Origin of the sequence: Actinomadura sp. NPDC049382 (assembly GCF_040677125.1) — a bacterium.
Classification (GTDB): Bacteria; Actinomycetota; Actinomycetes; order Streptosporangiales; family Streptosporangiaceae; genus Spirillospora; species Spirillospora geliboluensis.
Window position 1 is genome coordinate 1 of the sequence record NZ_JBFARO010000145.1, and the last position, 19,567, is coordinate 19,567.

The following is a 19,567-nucleotide window of genomic DNA, read 5'->3' on the forward strand; positions in this document are numbered from 1 at the left end:
GCGGACCGGCCGGAAGGCCCAGGTAGCCGGGCAGTGGACCGCCGAAACCGTAGCGCCACTGGTCGACTTCGAGGTTCCCGTGCGGGACGAACGAGCCGGCAGCAGCCACGCGGCGGCGGCGACGGAGCCGATCCCCACGGCGAGCGCGACGAGCGGCGGGACGAGGCCGCGCAGGTACAGGTGCTGGACGGCGTCGACGTCGGCGACGAACCCGCTGAGCAGGTCGCCTGAGCGGGCCCCCGGCAGGCCCGCCGGGACGAGCGGTTCCAGCCGCCGGAACCACCGCATCCGCAGCTCCCGCAGCAGCCGCAGGCTCGTGTCGTGGGAGACCAGCCGCTCGGCGTAGCGGAACACGGCCCGGGACAGGCTGAGCGCGCGCACCGCCGTGATCGCCAGGGCGAGGGTGACGATCTCCGGGCGGAGCGCGGCACGGGAGATCAGGTAGCCGGACATGCCCATCAGCGCGACCGCGGAGCCGAGGGCGAGCGCGCCGCAGCCCGCGGACGCGGCGAACCGGTGCGCGACGGGACGGGCGGCGACGAGCAACGCCGGCAGCGGGCGGCCGCTCACGCGAGGATCACCGCCCGCGCCCCGGTCACGTCGATCACCTGGTCGGCGCCCGACGCCAGCCGGGCGTCGTGCGTGGCGACCACCACCGTGCGGCCGCGCAGGGACAGGACGGCGTCGGTCACGTGCCGGGCGGCGGCCGCGTCGAGGTGGGCGGTGGGCTCGTCCAGCAGCAGGAGCGGCGCGGAGCGGGCCAGTGCCCGCGCCAGGGCCAGGCGGCGCAGTTCTCCCGCCGACAGGCCCGCGCCCGCCTCGCCGACGGTGCGGTGCACCAGCGCGCCCGCGCCGGCCAGTTCGGCGGCGGCGACGGGGCTCAGCCCGCCGGGCTCGGCCGGGGTGATGGCCTCCAGGACCGGTCCGGGACGCAGCCGCGGGCGCTGCGGCAGCCAGGCGACCTGCCGCCGCCACTCGTCCGGGTCGAACGCGGCGAGGTCCGTCCCGTCCACGGTGATGAGCCCCGACGACGGCTCGACGAAGCGCATCAGCAGGGCCAGCAGGGTGCTCTTGCCGGCGCCGCTGTCCCCGATGAGGACGGTGCGCGTCTCCGGGCGGATCTCCGCCGACAGGCCCGCCAGGACGGGCGGCCCGTCGTATCCGGCGGTGACGTCCGCGAGCCGGACGACTCCGAACCCGGCCGGGCGCGGGCGGGCGGGGACGGGCACGGCGGGCGGCAGCGCGAGCAGCGCCGACAGCCGCCGCGACGCGGTGAGCCCGTCGGCGGCGGCGTGGAACTCGGCCGCGAGTGCGCGCAGCGGCCCGTAGAGCTCCGGTGCGAGGACGAGGACCGCCAGGCCCGCCTCCAGTTCCAGGCCGCCGCTCGCCAGCCGCAGGCCGATGCCGACCGCGACCAGCGCGGTGCCGAGGGTGGCGGCGAGCTCCAGCACGAGCGCCGACAGGAACGCGATCCGCAGGACCCGCATCGTGTCCCGCCGGTAGCGGTCGGTGGTCGCGGCGATCGCGGCCGCCTGCGCGGCGCCCCGGCGGTGGGCGCGCAGGGTCGTCAGCCCGTTCACCACGTCCAGGAAGTGCCCGCTCATCAGGGCCAGGGCCCGCCACCGCTCCCGGGTCCGGGCGCTGGTGGAGCGCCCGATCAGCGCCCCGAAGAGCGGGATCAGCGGCAGCGTGACCGCCATGACCACCGCCGAGAGGACGTCCTGGAAGGCGACCCAGACGAGGATCATGGGAGGCGCGAGCGCGGCGGTCGCCAGCTGCGGCAGGAACCGGGCGACATAGCCCTCCAGCGCCTCCACGCCCTCGGTGGTGACGGTCACCGCCTCCCCGGACGGCACACTCCCCGGACGCGCCCGCACCACCCGGCCGAGCACCCGTCCGCGCAGCTCGCGGACCATCCGGGACGCGGCCGTGCGGGCGCCGGTCTCCCGCGTCCAGCCGATCGCGGCGCGCGCCGCGCCCGCCGCCGCGAAGCAGACGAGCGCCGGCGCGACGTCCCGCACCCCGCGGTGCCCGAGGAACCCGGCGGCGACGATGTGCGCGAACAGCACGGCCTGCGCGATGGTCAGCGCCGCCGAGCAGGCGGCGAGCACGCCCGCCGCCGCGAGGAACCGGCGGACGCCGGGGACGTCGCGCGGCAGCCGGGAATCGGTCGCGCGCATCCGCGGCCTACTCCCCGCCCCCGGCGGACGCGCCGCCCGACGACGCGTCGCCCCGCTTCCCGCCCCGCTCCCGGGTGATCATGTGCAGCGGGGTCGGCGGGCGGGTGAAGTCCCCCCGGGAGAGCCGCGCCCGGAACACCCACAGCGCCCACACCTGGTAGACGAGCACGACCGGTACGAACAGCGCGGCGATGATCGTCATGGCGACCAGCGAGTAGTGGTTGGACGCGGTGCTGTAGATCGTCAGGCTGGGGGAGCCGGGCGTGGACGACACCATGACCCGCGGGTACAGCCGGGCGAACAGGGCGGCGACCAGCAGCACGGTCGCGACCGACGTGCCGGCGAACGCGGCCATGGGGCGGTTCAGCCAGGCGAGCGGGCCGGCCGCGGCGGCCGCCGCCAGGCTCAGGCCGAGCAGGACGAGCATCGGCACCGGGTACGGCGCCGACGCGTGCGCCTGCACGGCCGTCCAGACCGTGAACGCGATCAGCAGGACGGCGGCCGCCGGCCACAGCGCCAGGGCGAAGCGGCGCGCCCGCGCGTCCAGGCCGTCCTCGGTGCGGACGGCGAGGAACAGCGCGCCGTGCACCGCGAACGCCGCGACGAGCGCGAGGCCCGCGAGCACGGAGTAGCCGCTGAAGAGCGCGCCCTCGCCGGCGGTGACGTCGCCGAGGTCGTCCATCGGCACGCCCCGGGTGATCGAGGCGAACACGACGCCCAGCAGGAAGGGGATCGCGGCGCTGGCGATCGGCATCGCCACGTCCCAGCGGCGGCGCCAGGACAGGTCGTCGTGCTTGTTGCGGTACTCGATGGCGACCCCGCGCACGATGAGCGCGACCAGGACCGCGAAGAAGATCAGGTAGAAGCCGGAGAACATGCCGGCGTACCAGCCGGGGAACGCGGCGAAGGTGGCGCCGCCGGCCACGATGATCCACACCTCGTAGCTGTCCCACACGGGCAGGATCGTGGCGAGCAGCGCGTGCCGCTCCGGGTCGTCGCGGCCGAGGAAGGGGTAGAGCATCCCGACGCCGAAGTCGAAGCCGTCGAGCAGGAAGAACCCCATCCAGAGCACGGCGATCAGCACGAACCACAGCGTCTGGAGGTCGAAGTGCCCTGCGGTCTCCATGGTGGTGCGCCTCCCAGCGGGCCGGTCAGTAGAGCATCGGCGGCAGTGCGTCCTCGCGGGTCACCCCGGGGGCGGCGGGCTCGGGGCCGGTCCTGATCGCGCGGACCATCAGCCAGCCCATGATCGCGGCGAGCACCCCGTAGACGGCCGCGAAGCCGGCCAGCGTCGCGATCACCTGGCCGCTGCCGACCCGGGGGGAGATCGCGTCGTGCGTCCTCAGCAGCCCCTGGACGATCCACGGCTGGCGCCCCATCTCGGTGAGCAGCCACCCGGCCGTGTTGGCGAGGAACGGCAGCCCGAGGAACGCGTAGGCCGTCAGGGCGAACCAGCGGGACCGCCGCCAGCCGCGCCGGCGGATGATCCACAGCCACAGGACGCTGTACAGCAGCAGGAGGAACCCGATGGTGATCATCACGCGCCAGGACCAGTAGACGCTGCCGATGATCGGGGTGTAGTCGCCGGGGCCGTACCGCGCCCGGTACTCGCGCTGGATGTCGTTGATCCCGCGGATCTCGCCGTTCCACTCGTTGGTCGACAGGACCGACAGGCCGTGCGGCAGGACGATGTCGACGTCCGTCCGGTCCGGGTGCTTCTCCCAGGGCCCGATCGCCAGCAGGGAGAGCGGCGCCGGCGCCTGCGTCTCGTACAGCGCCTCCGCCGCGGCCATCTTCATCGGCTGGTCCTTGACCAGGATCTGCGCCTGGAAGTGCCCCACGAGGATCACGACGACGGACGCCCCCGCCGTCACCCGCAGTGCGCCGCGCGCGGCGGCGCGGAACAGCGTCGCGTCCGGGTCGTCCCCGCCCTCCCGCCGTCCGCGGCGCAGCCGGTACGCGGACGCGGCGATCACCAGGAGCCCGGCGGTGATGAGCGAGGCGGCGATCGTGTGCAGGAAGTGGGTGATCTGCAGCGGCTGGAGGAGGACGGCGCCGAGCGAGGTCATCTCGGCCCGGCCGTCCCGCATCGCGAAGCCGACGGGGCGCTGCATCCAGCTGTTGGCCGCCAGGATGAAGTAGGCGGACGACGTCGTGCCCGCCACCACGAGCCAGATCATCGCCAGGTGCAGGCGCGGGGACAGCCGGTCCCAGCCGAAGATCCACAGCCCGATGAAGGTGGACTCCAGGAAGAACGCCACCAGGCCCTCGATCGCCAGCGGCGCGCCGAACACCGCACCCACGAACCGGGAGTAGACCGACCAGTTCATACCGAACTGGAACTCCTGCACGATCCCGGTGACGACCCCCAGCGCGAAGTTGATCAGGAAGAGCTTCCCGAAGAACCGCGTCATCCGCAGGTAGTGCTCCTTGCCGGTGCGGTGCCACGCGGTCTGCATCCCGGCGACGAACCAGGCCAGGCCGATCGTGATCGGCACGAACAGGAAGTGGTACACGATGGTCACGGCGAACTGCCACCGGTCGAGGACCGCCGTCGTTTCCACCGTGCGCCCTTCCCTCATCGTGGGAGATCCCGGCGGCCGAGCACGTGCGGGCGGTGAATCCGCCTTCACCGGGATGCACTGGTCACATTTCCCCGGCCGCGCGTCCCGAAAGACCCCGCACGGTCAATCGTTGATCAAGTTGTGGCCGTGCGTGGAAGCTCACTGGGCGGCATGCCTGTACGCCGGGATATATCCTCAATGTCTGTTTCTGTCTCGGGGGTGGCTCCAGAACCGGGGTGCCCGCACGTACTGGACGCGGTGACGGCAGGCGCCCGGCGGTGGGCTTGCGAAGAGGCGCTACAGGGGACGCCTGGAGGCTTTTCAGTATTTCTTCAAAGCTGTTTTCCGCGGGCACCTTGCCTGATCATTGAACGAGCGTTTAGCGTGGTCTCCGTGCGAACGCGGGACACGTCCTCGGAGGGTGACGCCGACCTCGGCGCCGCCGCCCGCATCCGGGACGCCGCGATCGACCGGTTCGCCAGGGACGGCTTCACCGCCGGGCTGCGGTCCATCGCCGAGGACGCGGCCGTGTCCCCGGGGCTGGTCCTGCACTACTTCGGCTCCAAGCGGGGCCTGCGGCGCGCGTGCGACGAGCACGTCCGCGCGGTGATCGCCGCCGAGAAGCGCGCGGTGACGACCGACGGCAGCGCCGCCCGGCTCCTCGCGCGGCTGGCCGAGGTCGAGCGGTTCGCCCCCCTCACCCTGTACGTGGTGCGCTCGCTGCGCGAGGGCGGTGACCTGGCCGCCGAGCTGTTCGAGGACATGATCGGCGACGCGACGCACTATCTGGAGGCGGGCGTGGCGGCCGGGGTGATCCGGCCGAGCCGCGACCCGGCCGCGCGCGCACGGGTGATGGCCTACCAGGCGATGGGCTCCCTGCTGATGTGGCTCACGCTGCACCCCGAGCACGCCGAACCGGCGTCCTTCGGCAAGGCGCTGCGCGCCTATGTTGAGGAGGTGACGGCCCCCATGCTGGAGATGTTCACCGAGGGGCTCTACACCGACCGGTCGCTCCTGGAGGAGTACCTCCTGTACGTCCCCGACCCGCCCCGCGACGGCTCGCAGGACTGACGCACCACACCATTTCACCGCCTTATCAAGGCGGGCTGCTGGCCGTGCCCGGCATTCCCTTCTCCATGCTTTTCAGCGAGGGCTGAACAATGACCCCTGCCATCGAAATCGACGACCTGCGCAAATCCTTCGGAAAAGTGAAGGCGCTGGACGGCCTCGACCTGTCCGTCGAGACCGGTCACGTCCACGGGTTCCTCGGGCCGAACGGCGCCGGGAAGTCCACCACGATCCGGATCCTGCTCGGCGTGCTGCGCGCCGACGCCGGACGGGCCCGGCTCCTCGGCGGCGACCCCTGGGCCGACGCGGTGGAGCTGCACCGCCGCCTCGCCTACGTCCCCGGCGACGTGGAGCTGTGGCCCAACCTCACCGGCGGCGAGGCGATCGACCTGTTCGCCCGGCTGCGCGGCGGCGCCGACCCGGCCCGCCGCGACGAGCTGTGCGAGCGGTTCGACCTCGACCCCACCAAGAAGGGCCGCACCTACTCCAAGGGCAACCGGCAGAAGGTCGCACTGGTGGCCGCGCTGGCCGGCGACGTCGACCTGCTGCTGCTCGACGAGCCGACCGCCGGACTCGACCCGCTGATGGAGGCCGTCTTCCAGGAGTGCATCCGCGAGGCCCGCGAGGCGGGGCGGACGGTCCTGCTGTCCAGCCACATCCTCGCGCAGGTGGAGGCCCTCGCCGACCGCGTCTCCATCATCCGGAACGGCCGCATCGTGGAGACCGGCACGCTGACCGAGCTGCGGCACCTGACCCGCACCACCGTCACCGCGACCACCGACCGGGACGCCCGCGCCCTCGCCGAGCTGCCCGGCGTCCACGACCTGCGCACCGAGAACGGGCAGCTCCGCTTCGACGTCGACGGCGATCACCTGGCGGCCGCCCTCCGGCGCCTCGGTGAGCTGGACGTCCAGGCCCTCACCGCGCACCCGCCGACCCTGGAGCAGCTGCTGCTGCGCCATTACGGCGACGAGCTGGCCCGCACCGGCAACGGCGCGGCCGCGGGGAGGACGTCGTGACCGCGACGACCCTGCCCGCGCCCGTCCGCAGCGCGTCCGGGGGAGCGCTGGCGGGCACCGGCGTGCTGCTGCGGTTCATGCTGCGCCGCGACCGCGTCCGGTTCCCCGCCTGGACGCTCGGCCTGGCCCTGCTGATGGGCTACTTCACCACGGCACTGAACTCCGTCTACTCCACGACCGAGCAGCTGGAGTCGGTCAGCTCGTTCTCCACCAGCCCCGCCGGGGCGATCTTCGGCGGCCCCGGGTACGGCTACGACGCCATCACCCTCGAACGGTTCCTCTCGGGCCAGTACGGGCTGTACATCATGCTCGGCGCGGCGCTGATGGCGCTGCTGACCGTCACCCGGCACACCCGCGCCGAGGAGCGCTCGGGGCGCGCCGAACTGGTCCGCGCGAACGTCGTCGGACGGTCCGCCCAGCTCACCGCCGCGCTGATCCTCACCGCGCTGATGTGCGCCACGGCCGCCGTCCTGGTCACCGCGATCATGCTCGCCGCCGGGTACGCCGCCGCTGGGTCGGCCCTGTTCGGGGCGTCCGTCGGCGCCGTCGGACTCGTGTTCGGCGGCATCGCCGCGACCGCCGTGCAGGTCTTCGCCTACCCCCGCGGCGCCTCCGGACTCACCGGAGCGGTCCTCGGTGCCGCGTTCGTCGTCCGGGGCATCGGCGACATGGCGGCCGTCCAGGACGGCGGCGGCGCCTGGCTGTCGTGGCTGTCCCCGCTCGGCTGGTCCCAGCAGACCGCGCCCTACGTGCTCGACCGGTGGTGGCCGCTGGCCCTCTCACTGGCCTGCGCCGCCGCGACCGCCGCCGCCGGGTACCGCCTCGCCGGCCGCCGCGACCTGGACGCGGGGCTCGTCCCGCCGCGACCGGGCCCGCCCCGCGCCGCCGCCTGGCTCCGCACCGCGCCGACCTTGGCGTTCCGCCTCCAGCGCGCCGCGATCACCGGCTGGAGCGTCGCGCTCCTGGTCGCCGGCGCGGCCTACGGCGCGTTCGCCCAGCCGATGGCCGACGGGCTGGACGACGCCCCGGAAGACCTGATCGCCGTCATGGGCGGCGGCGGGGACCTGGTCGTCGGCTACCTCGGCGTCATGGGCCTGACCATGGCGTTCACGGTCGCCGTGTTCGCGATCCTGGCCGTGCAGGCGGTGCGGGGCGAGGAGTCGGCCGGACGCACCGAACCCGTCCTCGCCACCGCCGTCGGCCGCACCGGCTGGCTCGGCGGCAACCTCGCCGTCACCGCGCTCGCCGTCCCGTGGCTGCTGTTCCTCGCGGGCCTCGGCACCGGCGCGGCCGCCGCCATCGGCACGGGCGACGCCGCGCTCCTGTGGAAGACGATCCTGGGGCATATCGCCCACACGCCGGCCGTGTGGCTGCTCCTCGCCGCCGCCGGCCTGCTGTACGGGGCGCTGCCCCGCGCGGTGCCGGCCGTCTGGGCCGTCCTCGGCTACGGCGTCGTCGCCGGGTTCTTCGCCCCCGTCCTCGACATCCCCGGCGGCGCGGTCGACCTCTCGCCGTTCGCGCATGTCGGCGAGTACCCGCGCGAAGACGTGAGCGCCGCGGCGGCCGGGATCCTGACCCTCGCGGCCGCGGCCCTCACCGCACTCGCGCTGTGGGCGTTCCGCCGCCGAGACCTCACGACCACGGCATGACGGCGCACCCGCCCGCCCGGCGGGGCGGGCGGGTGTCACGCGGCCAGCAGCCTGTCGAGCAGCGCACCCCAGCTCACCGCCCCCAGCACACCGCCGTCGTCGGCGACGACGGCCACGATCGGGCACCCCGTGCTGGTCATCGACGCCGCAGCCTCCAGCACCGTGGCGTCCGGGCCCACCACCGCCGACTTACGGCGGCCGCGGGGGAGGCAGTCCCGCACCGGCCGGTCGGCGCACTCGGTCAGGAACTCGTCGGCGTGCTCCTCGTCGATGACGCGCGCCAGTGCCGCCCGCTCGCCCACGTACGGCGGGACCACCAGCCGAAGCACCTCGGTCACCGAGAGCACCGCCACCAGACGCTCCCGGCCGTCCACCACGACCAGACCCGGCACCTTCCGACGCCACATCGCCCGTACCGCGTCCAAGACCCGGTCATCCAGCCCGACGACGGGGACCTCGTCAGCAAGCTCACGCACCAGCACCGGAACCTCCGCTGCACGCTTCTCCGAGGTCGGACGACCCCGGAGGCCGACCCGGCTTCCCGGCACTCCAGCCGCCACTGTAGGCGCGCCGCTCCGGACTGCCAACCTGCCCATGACGGATGCTCGCCCATGGTGCACGGCCCGTCCACTGCGCCCGGCGGACCGGGGCTATGGTGCTGCTCGAATCGCCGGTCCGGCCGCCGGGCCAGGGCGCTGCAGTTCGGAAGGGACGCCGGTGGAACGGGCGACGCAGGTGATGACTCTGGCCGACGGTCAGGTGGAGTACCGGCTGGAGCGGCGCGGCCCGGGCGTGGTGCTCATGGTGCACGGAGGGCACATGCGGGCCGGGCTGCCGCTCGGCGAGGAGGTGTTCGCCGACGCGGGGTACACGATCCTGGCGGTCTCGCGTCCCGGCTACGGCCGGACGCCGCCGTCCACCGCCGCGTCACCGGACGGTTTCGCCGACGTGGTCGCCGCACTGTGCGCCGAGCTCGGGCTCGGACCTCTCGCCGCCGTGGTGGGCCAGTCGGCGGGAGGACCGACCGCGGTCGCGCTGACGGCCCGCCATCCCGACCTGGTCGAAAGGCTGATCCTGCAAAGCGCCGTGGGAGTGGTGCCCTGGCCCGACCGGCGCACCCGGACGGGCGCCGCCGTCGTCTTCCACCCGCGAACCGAAGCGGTGACCTGGCGGCTGATACGAGCGTTGACGCACCGCGCCCCGGGAACGGCGCTGCGGCTGCTGCTTCCGAACCTGACCGCCCGCCCGGTCGCCGAAGTGCTCGCCTCCCTCACCGACGTGCAACGCGGGGCGCTGCTGGACCTCTTCGGCCGGATGCGCTCCGGCGCCGGCTTCACCGCGGACGTGCGCGCCACGTCCGCCGCAGGCGCCGCCCGCCGGCTCGCCGCCGTGGCCGCCCGGGTCGACCGCCCCACCCTGGTGATCGGCAGCCGCGACGACGGGTCGGTCTCCTACGCCCACGCGCGGTCGCTCGCCGAGGCGATCCCGCACGCCCGCCTGGTGACCAGCACCGCCCCCAGCCACATGATCTGGCTCGGCGGCGACTACCCGGCCATCGCCGCCGCCATCACCGACTTCCTGCGATCCGGGACCGGCCCGTCCGGGGCACCGCGCCCGACGGAAGACCCATAAAGGATCTTCACAAGGCCGAAATGCCGGGTTACGGTCCAGGGAAGTTCCCGAGCCCCTCGCCCCCCGGTGGTTCCATGAAGTCGCTTGAGACCTTCCTGTCCGATGTCAGCACTTTCGTCTGGGGACCGTGGCTGCTGATCCCGCTGCTCCTGCTGACCGGCCTCTACCTGACGATCCTGCTCCGCGGCCTGCAGTTCCGGCATTTCCGGCTGGCCTTCTGGCTGGCGTTCTTCAAACGCAAGGAAGACGACGACGTCCCCGGCGACATCGCGCACTACCAGGCGTTGACGACGGCGCTGGCCGCCACGGTGGGCGTCGGCAACATCGCGGGTGTGGCGACCGCGATCGCGCTGGGCGGGCCGGGCGCGGTGTTCTGGATGTGGTGCACCGGCCTGGTCGGCATGGCCACCAAGTACAGCGAGGCCTACCTCGGCGTGCGGTTCCGCCGCACCGACGCCGCCGGTGAACAGAGCGGCGGACCCATGCACTACCTCCGGGAGGGCGTCAAGGGGCGCCTCGGCTGGTTCCTGGGCGGGTTCTTCGCGATCGCCGGCGCCATCGCGGCGTTCGGCATCGGGAACATGGTGCAGGCCAACACCGTCGCCGAGAACGTCGAGGACGAGTGGGGCCTGGCGCCCTGGGCGACCGGCGTGATCGTGACCCTGCTGGCCGCCGCCGTCATCCTGGGCGGCATCAAGAGCATCGGCCGGATCACCAGTGCCTTCGTCCCGGTGATGATCGTGTTCTACATCGTGGGCGCCGCCGCGGTCCTGGCCTACGAGATCGAGGAACTGCCCGGCGCGATCGGGCTCATCTTCAGCGACGCGTTCTCCGGGACCTCGGCCACCGGCGGCTTCGTGGGCGCCGGGGTGGCGGCCGCCGTCCGTTACGGCGTCGCGCGGGGCATCTTCTCCAACGAGTCCGGGCTCGGCACCGGCGGCATCGCCGCCGCCGCGGCCAAGACCACGCACCCGGTCCGGCAGGCGCTGGTGTCGATGACCCAGACCTTCATCGACACCCTGGTCGTGGTCAGCTTCACCGCGCTGACGATCCTGGTGACCGACGCCTGGAAGACCGGCGGCAAGGACGAGGCGGCCACCTTCACCGCCCGCGCCTTCGACGACGGCCTGCCCGGCGACTGGGGCAGCGTCATCGTCACCGTGGGCGTGCTCTTCTTCGCCTTCTCCACCCTGCTCGGCTGGTCCTACTACGGCGAGCGCTGCATGGAGTACCTGTTCGGCAGGCGAGCCGTCCTGCCCTACCGGGTCATCTTCATCGTGGCCATCTACGTCGGCTCGGTCTCGACCCTCACCGCCGTGTGGACCTTCTCGGACGTGATGAACGGACTGATGGCGCTGCCCAACCTGATCGGCCTGGTGATCCTGGGGCCGCTGGTCTGGCGGGAGACCCGCGCCTACTTCCAGGACCGGTCGACGGAGGAGAGGTCCACGACCGAGGCCAAGTCCTGACGCCGATGCCACCGCATGCGGCGCCTGCTCATTCCGGACGTTCGCGGTCGGCGCCGCCGGAGTCCGCCGGCGGGTCGGCCGCGTCCGGTCCCGAGCCGGGGCGGCGGGTCTTCTGCAGGCGTGCTCGCGCTCTACCGTGCCAGGCCGGCACCTCGCGTTCGTCGTCGAAGCTGCGCGCGACGATGATGTCGGTGGAGGAGTGCGCGAGGATCGACAGCGCGATGGTGGCGCCGACGAGGTGGAAGATGTGGTCGCCGGCGGCGATCCCCGACTCCAGTACGAGCAGGCCGTAGACGACCGAGGCGAAGCCCTTGGGGCCGAACCACATCACCGCGGCCTGCTCCCGCATCGTCAGCCGGGAGCGCAGGAACGACACCCAGATCGCGACCGGGCGCGCGACCACCAGCGCGAGGACGGCGAAGGCCCAGCCCGCCCAGCCGACGTCGCCGAGGAACGCCGGGGACAGCAGCGCGCCGAAGACCAGCAGCGCGGCGAGCTTGAGCAGTTCGGCGACCAGTTCGCCGAACTGCTCGAACGCCTCCCGGTGCTCGTGCCCGACGGTGGCGACGGTGACGCCGGCGGCGAACGCGGCCAGGAACAGGTTGCCGTGCGTGGCCTGCGCCGTCGCCAGCACCAGCAGGCCGATCGCGACGGCGTTCAGCGGCTCGTACTTGGGCGCGATCGCGAACCACCGGGTCCGCACCAGCATGATCGCGGCCCACGGGATCGCCACGCCGATGGCGAGCCCGCCGGCCAGTTCGCCCGCCAGTTCGCCGAAGTGCAGGTCCTCCTCGCCCTGCGCGATCGCCAGGAAGACCACCACGAACGGCAGGATGAGCCCGTCGTTGACGCCCGACTCCACGTTCAGCAGGTGGCGCAGCCGCGGCGGCACCTTCTCGTTGCCGACGAGCGCGGCCGCGAACACCGGGTCGGTCGGGGTGAGGACGGCGGCGATCAGCAGCGCCTCCACCCAGCCCAGCCCGACGAGGTAGTGCGCGAAGAGCGCCGTGATCCCCAGGGTCAGCGGGAGGCCCCAGCCCAGGGCGCGTCCGGGGAGCCGCCAGGCGCTGCGCAGGTCGTGCCAGCCGGCGTGCATGCCGTCGGTGAACAGCACGGCGAACAGGGCCAGCTCCGCCAGCCGCGACACGATCTCGTCCCCGGGCCGCAGGGAGACCAGGCCGGTGACGCCGTCGCCGAGCAGGAACCCGCCGACCAGGAACAGCGCCGCCGTCGACAGCACGGTCCGGTGCGCCAGGTTCGACACCAGCACCGCGAGCAGCAACATGGCGGCGAAGGCGAGCAGCAGGTTCGTCATGGGGGTCTTCCGGGGTCGGCGACAGTAGCGCCGACCAGACTTCCCGGCTCACCAGGCCACGACACTAACGGGATTCGGAGGCGCTTTCCACGCTCGTTTCCCGTCGCATCCCGCGGGCCCGTCGTCGCGTGCCGCGGCGAACCCGGTCGCACCGACGCCGGTCCCCAGCGATCGGCCTCGTCACCGGCGCTCGGCGAAGCGTTCGGCCTCGGCGATCGTCCCGGCGACCAGGATCACATCGCCGTACTGCAGGACGGTGTCGGCGGTCGCGTAGGTGAACTGCTCACCGACCGACTTCACGGACACCACCGTCACACCGTGCCGGGAGCGCAGGCGGGTGTCTCCCAGCGGGACGCCGACGATGTCGCGCGGCGGATGCGTCTTGACCAGCGCGAAGTTCTCGTCCACCTCGATGTAGTCGAGCATGCGGCCGCTGACCAGGTGGGCGACCCGCTCTCCCATGTCGCTCTCGGGCAGGACGATGTGGTGGGCGCCGATCCGCTCCAGGATGCGCTTGTGCTGATGGGTGACGGCCTTGGCCCAGATGTCGTCGACCTCCAGTTCGGTCAGCAGCGACGTGGTCAGGATGCTGGCCTCAAGGTCGCCGCCGATGGCCACCACCGCGCGGTGGAACTCCGCCACGCCGAGTTCACGCAGCGCCTGCAGGTCCGTGGCGTCCGCGGTGACGACATGGGTCAGCTGTCCCGCCAGGGCTTGGACGATCTTGGGACGGTGGTCGATGGCCAGCACCTCGCTGCCGCGCCTGGCCAGTTCCAGGGCCAGCGCGGTGCCGAACCGCCCCAGCCCGATCACCACGACGGGGTCGTTCCTGTGGTCAGCCAACGATGGGTCGCTCCTCCGGTAGCTCGTAGCGTTGCGCGCGCTCGCGCAGTGCGAGCGCGGTGGCGAACGTCAGCGGGCCGATGCGGCCGATGAACATCAGGCCGATCAGCAGCAGTTGCCCGCCGGCCGGGATGTCGGCGGTGATGCCCGTGGACAGGCCGACCGTGCCGAACGCCGAGGTGACCTCGAACAGCACCTGGTCCAGCGAGTACGAGGTCAGCGTGAGCAGGGCGAAGGTCACACTGGCGACCAGGCCGAGGCTCAGCAGGACGATCGCCATCGCCTGCCGCTGGGTGCCGTCCGGGAGCCGGCGGTGGCCGACGTTCACCCGCGGTTCCCCGCGCATCTCCGCCCACAGCACGAACGCCAGCAGCCCGAAGGTGGTGACCTTGATGCCGCCTGCGGTGCCGGCGCTGCCGCCGCCGATGAACATCAGCACGTCGGTGGCCACCCAGCTCTCCGGCCGCATCTGGGCGATGTCCACGGTGTTGAACCCGGCCGTGCGCGGCATGACCGCCGACGCGAAGCCCGCCAGCCAGCGGGCCGGCGTGGGCAGACCGCCCAGCGTCTCCGGGTTGTCCCACTCGGCGGCCGTCAGGATGAGCATGCCGCCGGCCAGGAGCACCGCCGTCATGCCCAGGGTGACGCGCGTGAGGACCGTCCAGACGCGAGGGCGCCGCCAGTTGCGCGCCAGGTCGAACACCACGGGGAAGCCGAGCCCGCCGACGATGACGGCCGCGCAGATCGCCAGCGTGATCCACGGGTCCGCCGCGAAGCGGACGAGGTTGTCGGGCCACAGCGCGAACCCGGCGTTGTTGAACGCCGACACCGCATGGAAGACCCCCAGGTAGAGGGCACGGCCGACCGGTTCGCCGTAGCCGAGGACCAGCCGGGCGGTCAGCACCGCCGCGATCAGCGCCTCCGAGACCAGGCTGAACACCACCACCTGCCGGACGACGCGCCGCACGTCGGTCATCCGCATGGTCTTGGTCTCGAGTTGGGCCGCCATCCTCGCCCGCAGCCCCAGCCGCCGCGACAGCAGGATCGCGAACAGGGTGGCCAGCGTCATCAACCCCAGCCCGCCCACCTGGATCAATCCCAGGATCACGACCTCACCGAACGACGACCAGTACGACCCGGTGTCCACGGTGATCAACCCGGTGACGCACACCGCCGACGTCGCGGTGAACAACGCGTCCCGCCAGTGCGCCGCGTCCCCGCTCTCGGTCGCCTGCGGCAACGACAGCAGGAGCGTCCCGGCGGCGATCACGACGGCGAACCCGCTGACCACCACCTGCGCCGGATGCTGGAACCGCTCCAGCACCAGCGACCCGCGCGGTCTCCGGACCGGCGACACACGATTCCAACCAGACAGGGCGGCTCCCCAACCAGATCACTTCCGCACCGACCACATACCACCACACCCCACGCCGAACCCGGCAACCGATGGCTCCACCGCCACTCTCGCGCCGCCGGGAAAAGCTGACCGGCTCGGGGACCAGCGCCCCTCAGAGGGCCGAGTGACCTTAGTCCCTCAGGGGCATGGACATTTATCCCTACAGCCGGGCGGCCGTGGGGGTGACGGTGGGAGTAGGTGGTGTCCGGCCGTCATCGGGCGGCCGGGGTGCCTGACCGAAGGAGGCCGACGTGCACGGTCAACAGATGCCGGTCAGGGTGGACGGCCGGCTGGACGAGCCGCTGTCGCGGTGGCTGTGGCTGCTGAAATGGCTGCTGCTGATTCCGCACTACATCGTGCTGTTCTTCCTCGGAATCGCGTTCGCGGTGCTCACGGTGGTCGCGTTCTTCGCGATCCTGTTCACGGGCCGCTATCCGCGGTCGATCTTCGAGTTCAACCTCGGGGTGCTGCGCTGGGCGTGGCGGGTGGCCTTCTACGGCTATGGCGCGCTCGCCACGGACCGGTACCCGCCCTTCACGCTGAAGGACGTTCCCGAGTATCCCACCCGGCTGGACATCGACTACCCGGAGCAGTTGTCACGAGGACTCGTCCTGGTGAAGTGGTGGTTGCTGGCGATCCCGCACTACCTGGTGGTCGCCCTGTTCACCGGTGGCGCCATCGGCGGCGACGACGCGGGATGGAACACCGTCGGCCTGGTCGGGCTGCTGGTCCTCATCGCCGCCGTCGCCCTGCTGTTCACCACGCGTTACCTGCGCGGCATCTTCGATCTGGTCATGGGCATGAACCGCTGGACGCTGCGCGTGGCCGGCTACGCCTTCCTGATGACCGACCGGTATCCGCCGTTCCGGCTCGACATGGGCGGTGCGGAGCCGGGCTCCGAGCCGGCGAGCACCGGGGCGGCCGGGCGGGGACGTTAGCGCCCGCGCGCGAGGACGGCGGGCAGCACCGACGTCGCTCCACCGAACCCGACTTCGAAACTTCAGCCGAACCGATGAAGGAGGCACGTCATGAAGGCGATGGTGTACCACGGCCCCGGGAACAAGGCGTGGGAAGAGGTGCCGGAGCCGCAGATCGTCGAGGACGGCGACGCGATCGTCCGGGTCGACGCGGTGACGATCTGCGGGACGGACCTGCACATCCTCAAGGGAGACGTCCCGGCGGTGACCGACGGGCGGATCCTCGGCCACGAGGCGGTCGGCACGATCGAGGCGGTCGGCCCGGCCGTGCGGACGGTCAAGCCCGGCGACCAGGTGCTGGTGTCGTGCATCACCGCGTGCGGGACCTGCCGGTTCTGCCGCGAGGGCCGGTACGGGCAGTGCCTGGGCGGCGGCGGATGGATCCTCGGCCACATGATCGACGGGACGCAGGCCGAGTACGTCCGGGTGCCGTTCGCCGACACGTCCGTGCACCCGGTGCCCGACGGGGTGCCGGCGCAGGACGTGCTCATGCTGGCCGACATCCTGCCGACGGGCTACGAGGTCGGCGTGCTCAACGGCGCCGTCCGTCCCGGCGACACCGTCGCCGTCGTGGGCGCGGGCCCGATCGGGCTATCGGCGATCATGGGGGCGCGGCTGTTCAGCCCGAGCCGCGTCATCGCGATCGACCTGGCCGACAGCCGCCTGGAGGCGGCCGAGCGGTTCGGCGCCGACATCACCGTCAACAACTCGCGGCAGGATCCGCTCGCGGCCGTCCGGGACCTCACCGGCGGACTCGGCGCGGACGTGGCGATCGAGGCGGTCGGCGTCCCCGACGCCTTCGAGCTGACGGTGGCCCTCGCCCGGCCGGGCGGGCACATCGCCAACATCGGCGTGCACGGCGCCCCGGCCGCGCTGCACCTGGAGGAGCAGTGGATCCGGGACATCACCATCACCACGGGCCTGGTCGACACCTCCTCGACCCCGACCCTGCTCCGCCTGCTCGCCGGACGCCAGATCGACGCCGCGCGCTTCGTCACCCACCACTTCACCCTGGACGAGTTCCCCAAGGCCTACGACGTCTTCGCCGACGCCGCCGAGACCGGCGCGCTCAAGGTCGTCCTGACCCGGTGAACCGGCAAGGGAACCTGCGGTCCCGGCGGTGGCCGCAGGTCCCCGCCTTCGCCGTGGCGTCGGAAATGAATGTGAACGATGACTCAGGAGGGATGGCCGATGTCGTCTCCGATCGTCGTGGGAATCGATGGATCCGCGCATGCGTGGCGGGCGCTGGACTGGGCGGCGGACTATGCCGACCGCCATCGACGACCGCTCCTCTTGGTGCACGGCTCGCGTGCTCTGCTGGACGAGGGGACGATCCCGCCGGACGCGCTGCGCCGCCTGATCGCCGAGCGTGAGGATCTGCTCGGTGAGGCCCGCCAGTACGCGCTGAAGCTCCGCCCGGAGATCAACGTGGAGACGCGTCTGGTTCCGGCCGACCCGGCCCGGGCGCTGGTGGAGGAGAGCGAGCACGCGGACCTGGTGGCGGTGGGTTCGCGTGGCCAGGGCGGGTTCGAGGGCCTGCTGTTCGGGTCTGTCGGCTTGTACGTCGCCGCGCATGCCCGCTGCCCGGTTCTGGTGGTGCCGCGTGCGGCCCCCTACCCGTCCGGCGCTCCGGCGGAGATCGTGATCGGGATCGAGGGGTTGGACGACGAACGGACCTCCGTCGGATGGGCGTTCAAGGAGGCCGCCTCGCGCGGTTCGCGGATCCTCGCCCTGCACGCGGTGGGCGGCGAGTTCTCGCCGCGCCGCCGGGTGATCGAAGACCTGGAGCTGTCGGAGTCCCTAGCCGGTTATCGCGAGCGGTATCCGGACGTCGCGATCGACCAGCTCGTCTCCGAACGCACTCCCGCCCGGGCGCTGGTCGAGGCGTCCGAGAACGCGGCACTGGTCGTGGTGGGGGCGCGGCGTAGGCGCGCCCCTTTGGCCGGAATGGTGCTGGGCCGGGTCAACCACACAGTGCTGCACCACACACGATGCCCTGTCGTCGTCGTGCCCGACAGCGACTGAGGTCGTCGCAGGCCATGTGAGGAGCTGACCATGTCCGATCCGATCGTCGTCGGCGCTGACGGCTCGGTGCCGTCCGAGCGCGCTGTCGCATGGGCGGCCGATGAGGCGGCCCGCTACGGGCGTGACCTGAGAATCGTGCACGCCATCGAGAAATGGCCTTTCGACATCCCGCTGACCGCCGCGCCCGGAGAGATCGGTTCGCTGTCGCGCGCCGGCGGTGAGGTGCTCGCCGACGCCGAGCGCGTCGCGCACGCCCGCCGCCCCGAGGTGCCGGTGAGCGCCGAGCTGGCGTCCGGACGCACCGTGCAGGTGCTGGCCGAATGGTCCAGGGAGTCGTTCGAGCTGGTGGTGGGGCACCGCGGCCTCGGCGGCTTCACCGGGCTCCTGCTGGGGTCGGTCGGGCTCGGAGTCGTCCGGAACACCGCCTCCCCGGTGGTGCTGGTCCGCGGCGAGCCGGAGGCCGAGCGGGCCGAGATCGCCGTAGGCGTCGGTCTGGGGGACGATTCCGCGACCCTGGAGTACGCGTTCCGGGCCGCCGCGACACGGAACGCGAGGCTGCGCGTCGTGCACGCCTGGCCGTTCCCGGAGGCACTGGACGAGCCGGGGGCCGGGAGCGACCTGCGGCGCATCGAGGAGCGGGCCCGATGGCGCGTCATCGAGGCGCACGCGCCGATGCGCGAACGCTTCCCCGACGTGGACGTGGTCGAGGACATCGTCCAGGACAATCCCGCCGCCGCCCTCGTCACCGCGTCCCGGGACGTCGCTCTCGTGATCGCGGGCACGCGTCCGCGCACGGGACTGACGGCGCCGCGCAGCCACGCCGTGACGCACGCGCTCATCCACCACGCGCACTGCCCGGTCGCGGTCGTCCCCCACACCAACGGAGCCTGAAACCGCCGCGTGGACGGTCGCCCGCGCCTGGCCGAGGCGGCCGGGCGCGCCGACCTGCTGCTGGGGTTGGCCGCGGGAACGGTGCGCCGACCGGTTGAAGAAGTGATCGAGGAGACATGATCGGGCCTCCGGTGCCAGGGTTCCAGAGCTGACATCACCGCTTCCGCCCGGAATACTGGACATATGGTCGACCCACTCCGGGCCGGTGACGATCGGGCCAAGCTCGTGCTTCCGCAGTTGCAGCTTGACGACCTGTTGACGGAGTTGCAGACGCGGTTGGAGGCCGCGCGGGCGACTCGTGATCGTGTGCACGCGCTGCTGGAGGCCGTGGTCTCGATCGGTAGCGAGTTGGACTTGGAGTCGGTGCTGCGGCGGATCACCGAGGCGGCGACGACCCTGGTGGACGCGCGGTACGGCGCCCTCGGCGTCATCGCCGAGGAGGGCGAGCGGCTCGTCCAGTTCATCACCGTGGGGGTGGGCGAGGACGAGATCGAGGCGATCGGGCACTGGCCGCAGGGGCACGGCATCCTCGGGCTGCT

Annotated in this window: 16 protein-coding genes and 2 pseudogenes; 10 read left to right on the forward strand and 8 right to left on the reverse strand. The window is 72.5% G+C overall.

Annotation, left to right across the window (positions count from 1 at the left end):
• From AB0K34_RS40710 to AB0K34_RS40725, 4 genes and pseudogenes are all read right to left on the reverse strand, one after another.
• Window positions 1-570, reverse strand: a pseudogene (locus tag AB0K34_RS40710) (thiol reductant ABC exporter subunit CydC); the annotation flags it as partial.
• Window positions 567-2,180: a thiol reductant ABC exporter subunit CydD gene (gene cydD, locus AB0K34_RS40715; RefSeq protein ID WP_364554032.1), complete on the reverse strand. Its 1,614-nt coding sequence runs from the start codon at window positions 2,178-2,180 to the stop codon at window positions 567-569. The gene cydD and the pseudogene AB0K34_RS40710, both read right to left, overlap by 4 nt.
• 7 nt (window positions 2,181-2,187) lie before the next feature.
• Window positions 2,188-3,306, reverse strand: coding sequence for a cytochrome d ubiquinol oxidase subunit II (gene cydB, locus AB0K34_RS40720; RefSeq protein ID WP_364554034.1), 1,119 nt, complete (start codon window positions 3,304-3,306; stop codon window positions 2,188-2,190).
• 25 nt (window positions 3,307-3,331) lie between these two features.
• Window positions 3,332-4,744, reverse strand: a complete 1,413-nt coding sequence (locus AB0K34_RS40725; protein WP_364554035.1) for a cytochrome ubiquinol oxidase subunit I — start codon at window positions 4,742-4,744, stop codon at window positions 3,332-3,334.
• A 393-nt stretch (window positions 4,745-5,137) separates the two neighbouring features.
• Here AB0K34_RS40725 and AB0K34_RS40730 point away from each other — a divergent pair, with 393 nt between their 5' ends.
• The 3 genes from AB0K34_RS40730 to AB0K34_RS40740 all read left to right on the forward strand — a co-directional run bounded on the left by AB0K34_RS40730 (window position 5,138) and on the right by AB0K34_RS40740 (window position 8,480).
• Window positions 5,138-5,815 (forward strand): TetR family transcriptional regulator, encoded by a 678-nt coding sequence (locus AB0K34_RS40730; protein WP_240807546.1) that lies wholly within the window; start codon window positions 5,138-5,140, stop codon window positions 5,813-5,815.
• Window positions 5,816-5,904: 89 nt separating this feature from the next.
• Window positions 5,905-6,831 carry an ABC transporter ATP-binding protein gene (locus tag AB0K34_RS40735; protein ID WP_364554037.1) on the forward strand — a complete coding sequence of 309 codons (927 nt, stop codon included), beginning with the start codon at window positions 5,905-5,907 and terminating at the stop codon, window positions 6,829-6,831.
• On the forward strand, window positions 6,828-8,480 hold the full coding sequence (locus AB0K34_RS40740; protein ID WP_364554039.1) for a hypothetical protein: 1,653 nt from the start codon (window positions 6,828-6,830) through the stop codon (window positions 8,478-8,480). The genes AB0K34_RS40735 and AB0K34_RS40740 overlap by 4 nt, the downstream gene beginning before the upstream one ends.
• 35 nt (window positions 8,481-8,515) lie before the next feature.
• Here the strand turns inward: AB0K34_RS40740 and AB0K34_RS40745 are convergent, their stop codons facing one another.
• Window positions 8,516-8,956: a CBS domain-containing protein gene (locus AB0K34_RS40745; RefSeq protein ID WP_364554041.1), complete on the reverse strand. Its 441-nt coding sequence runs from the start codon at window positions 8,954-8,956 to the stop codon at window positions 8,516-8,518.
• Window positions 8,957-9,197: 241 nt separating this feature from the next.
• On the opposite strand from AB0K34_RS40745, the gene AB0K34_RS40750 reads away from it, so the two are divergent.
• Both AB0K34_RS40750 and AB0K34_RS40755 read left to right on the forward strand, forming a co-directional pair.
• Window positions 9,198-10,112 (forward strand): alpha/beta hydrolase, encoded by a 915-nt coding sequence (locus AB0K34_RS40750; RefSeq protein WP_364554042.1) that lies wholly within the window; start codon window positions 9,198-9,200, stop codon window positions 10,110-10,112.
• Between the two features lie 74 nt (window positions 10,113-10,186).
• A complete protein-coding gene (locus AB0K34_RS40755; RefSeq protein WP_301177614.1) occupies window positions 10,187-11,581 on the forward strand; it encodes a sodium:alanine symporter family protein in 1,395 nt (464 codons plus the stop codon).
• Between the two features lie 28 nt (window positions 11,582-11,609).
• Here AB0K34_RS40755 and AB0K34_RS40760 read toward each other — a convergent pair whose 3' ends face one another.
• The 3 genes from AB0K34_RS40760 to AB0K34_RS40770 all read right to left on the reverse strand — a co-directional run bounded on the left by AB0K34_RS40760 (window position 11,610) and on the right by AB0K34_RS40770 (window position 15,096).
• Window positions 11,610-12,896: a cation:proton antiporter gene (locus tag AB0K34_RS40760; RefSeq protein WP_364554044.1), complete on the reverse strand. Its 1,287-nt coding sequence runs from the start codon at window positions 12,894-12,896 to the stop codon at window positions 11,610-11,612.
• Window positions 12,897-13,076: 180 nt separating this feature from the next.
• Window positions 13,077-13,739 carry a TrkA family potassium uptake protein gene (locus tag AB0K34_RS40765; RefSeq protein WP_171068987.1) on the reverse strand — a complete coding sequence of 221 codons (663 nt, stop codon included), beginning with the start codon at window positions 13,737-13,739 and terminating at the stop codon, window positions 13,077-13,079.
• Entirely contained in the window at window positions 13,732-15,096 is a 1,365-nt protein-coding gene (locus tag AB0K34_RS40770; protein WP_138636408.1) for a potassium transporter TrkG, read from the reverse strand. The genes AB0K34_RS40765 and AB0K34_RS40770 overlap by 8 nt, the downstream gene beginning before the upstream one ends.
• A gap of 305 nt (window positions 15,097-15,401) precedes the next feature.
• Between AB0K34_RS40770 and AB0K34_RS40775 the strand changes: the two genes are divergently transcribed.
• The 5 genes and pseudogenes from AB0K34_RS40775 to AB0K34_RS40795 form a co-directional block, all read left to right on the forward strand.
• Window positions 15,402-16,073 (forward strand): DUF4389 domain-containing protein, encoded by a 672-nt coding sequence (locus AB0K34_RS40775; protein ID WP_364554047.1) that lies wholly within the window; start codon window positions 15,402-15,404, stop codon window positions 16,071-16,073.
• A 90-nt stretch (window positions 16,074-16,163) separates the two neighbouring features.
• Entirely contained in the window at window positions 16,164-17,204 is a 1,041-nt protein-coding gene (locus tag AB0K34_RS40780) for a zinc-dependent alcohol dehydrogenase family protein (RefSeq protein WP_138636409.1), read from the forward strand.
• A gap of 99 nt (window positions 17,205-17,303) precedes the next feature.
• Window positions 17,304-18,137 (forward strand): universal stress protein, encoded by an 834-nt coding sequence (locus AB0K34_RS40785; protein ID WP_171068988.1) that lies wholly within the window; start codon window positions 17,304-17,306, stop codon window positions 18,135-18,137.
• Window positions 18,138-18,167: 30 nt separating this feature from the next.
• A complete protein-coding gene (locus AB0K34_RS40790; RefSeq protein WP_138636411.1) occupies window positions 18,168-19,028 on the forward strand; it encodes a universal stress protein in 861 nt (286 codons plus the stop codon).
• Window positions 19,029-19,211: 183 nt separating this feature from the next.
• A pseudogene (locus AB0K34_RS40795) lies at window positions 19,212-19,567 on the forward strand (histidine kinase); the annotation flags it as partial.

What these genes read in the sequence shown, in the direction of transcription:
- cydD (WP_364554032.1), bottom strand. Translation starts at nt 2,180, where the DNA reads ATGCGCGCGACCGATTCCCGGCTGCCGCGCGACGTCCCCGGCGTCCGC.
- cydB (WP_364554034.1), bottom strand. Translation starts at nt 3,306, where the DNA reads ATGGAGACCGCAGGGCACTTCGACCTCCAGACGCTGTGGTTCGTGCTG.
- AB0K34_RS40735 (WP_364554037.1), top strand. Translation starts at nt 5,905, where the DNA reads ATGACCCCTGCCATCGAAATCGACGACCTGCGCAAATCCTTCGGAAAA.
- AB0K34_RS40755 (WP_301177614.1), top strand. Translation starts at nt 10,187, where the DNA reads ATGAAGTCGCTTGAGACCTTCCTGTCCGATGTCAGCACTTTCGTCTGG.
- AB0K34_RS40760 (WP_364554044.1), bottom strand. Translation starts at nt 12,896, where the DNA reads ATGACGAACCTGCTGCTCGCCTTCGCCGCCATGTTGCTGCTCGCGGTG.
- AB0K34_RS40775 (WP_364554047.1), top strand. Translation starts at nt 15,402, where the DNA reads ATGCCGGTCAGGGTGGACGGCCGGCTGGACGAGCCGCTGTCGCGGTGG.
- AB0K34_RS40780 (WP_138636409.1), top strand. Translation starts at nt 16,164, where the DNA reads ATGAAGGCGATGGTGTACCACGGCCCCGGGAACAAGGCGTGGGAAGAG.
- AB0K34_RS40785 (WP_171068988.1), top strand. Translation starts at nt 17,304, where the DNA reads ATGTCGTCTCCGATCGTCGTGGGAATCGATGGATCCGCGCATGCGTGG.
- AB0K34_RS40790 (WP_138636411.1), top strand. Translation starts at nt 18,168, where the DNA reads ATGTCCGATCCGATCGTCGTCGGCGCTGACGGCTCGGTGCCGTCCGAG.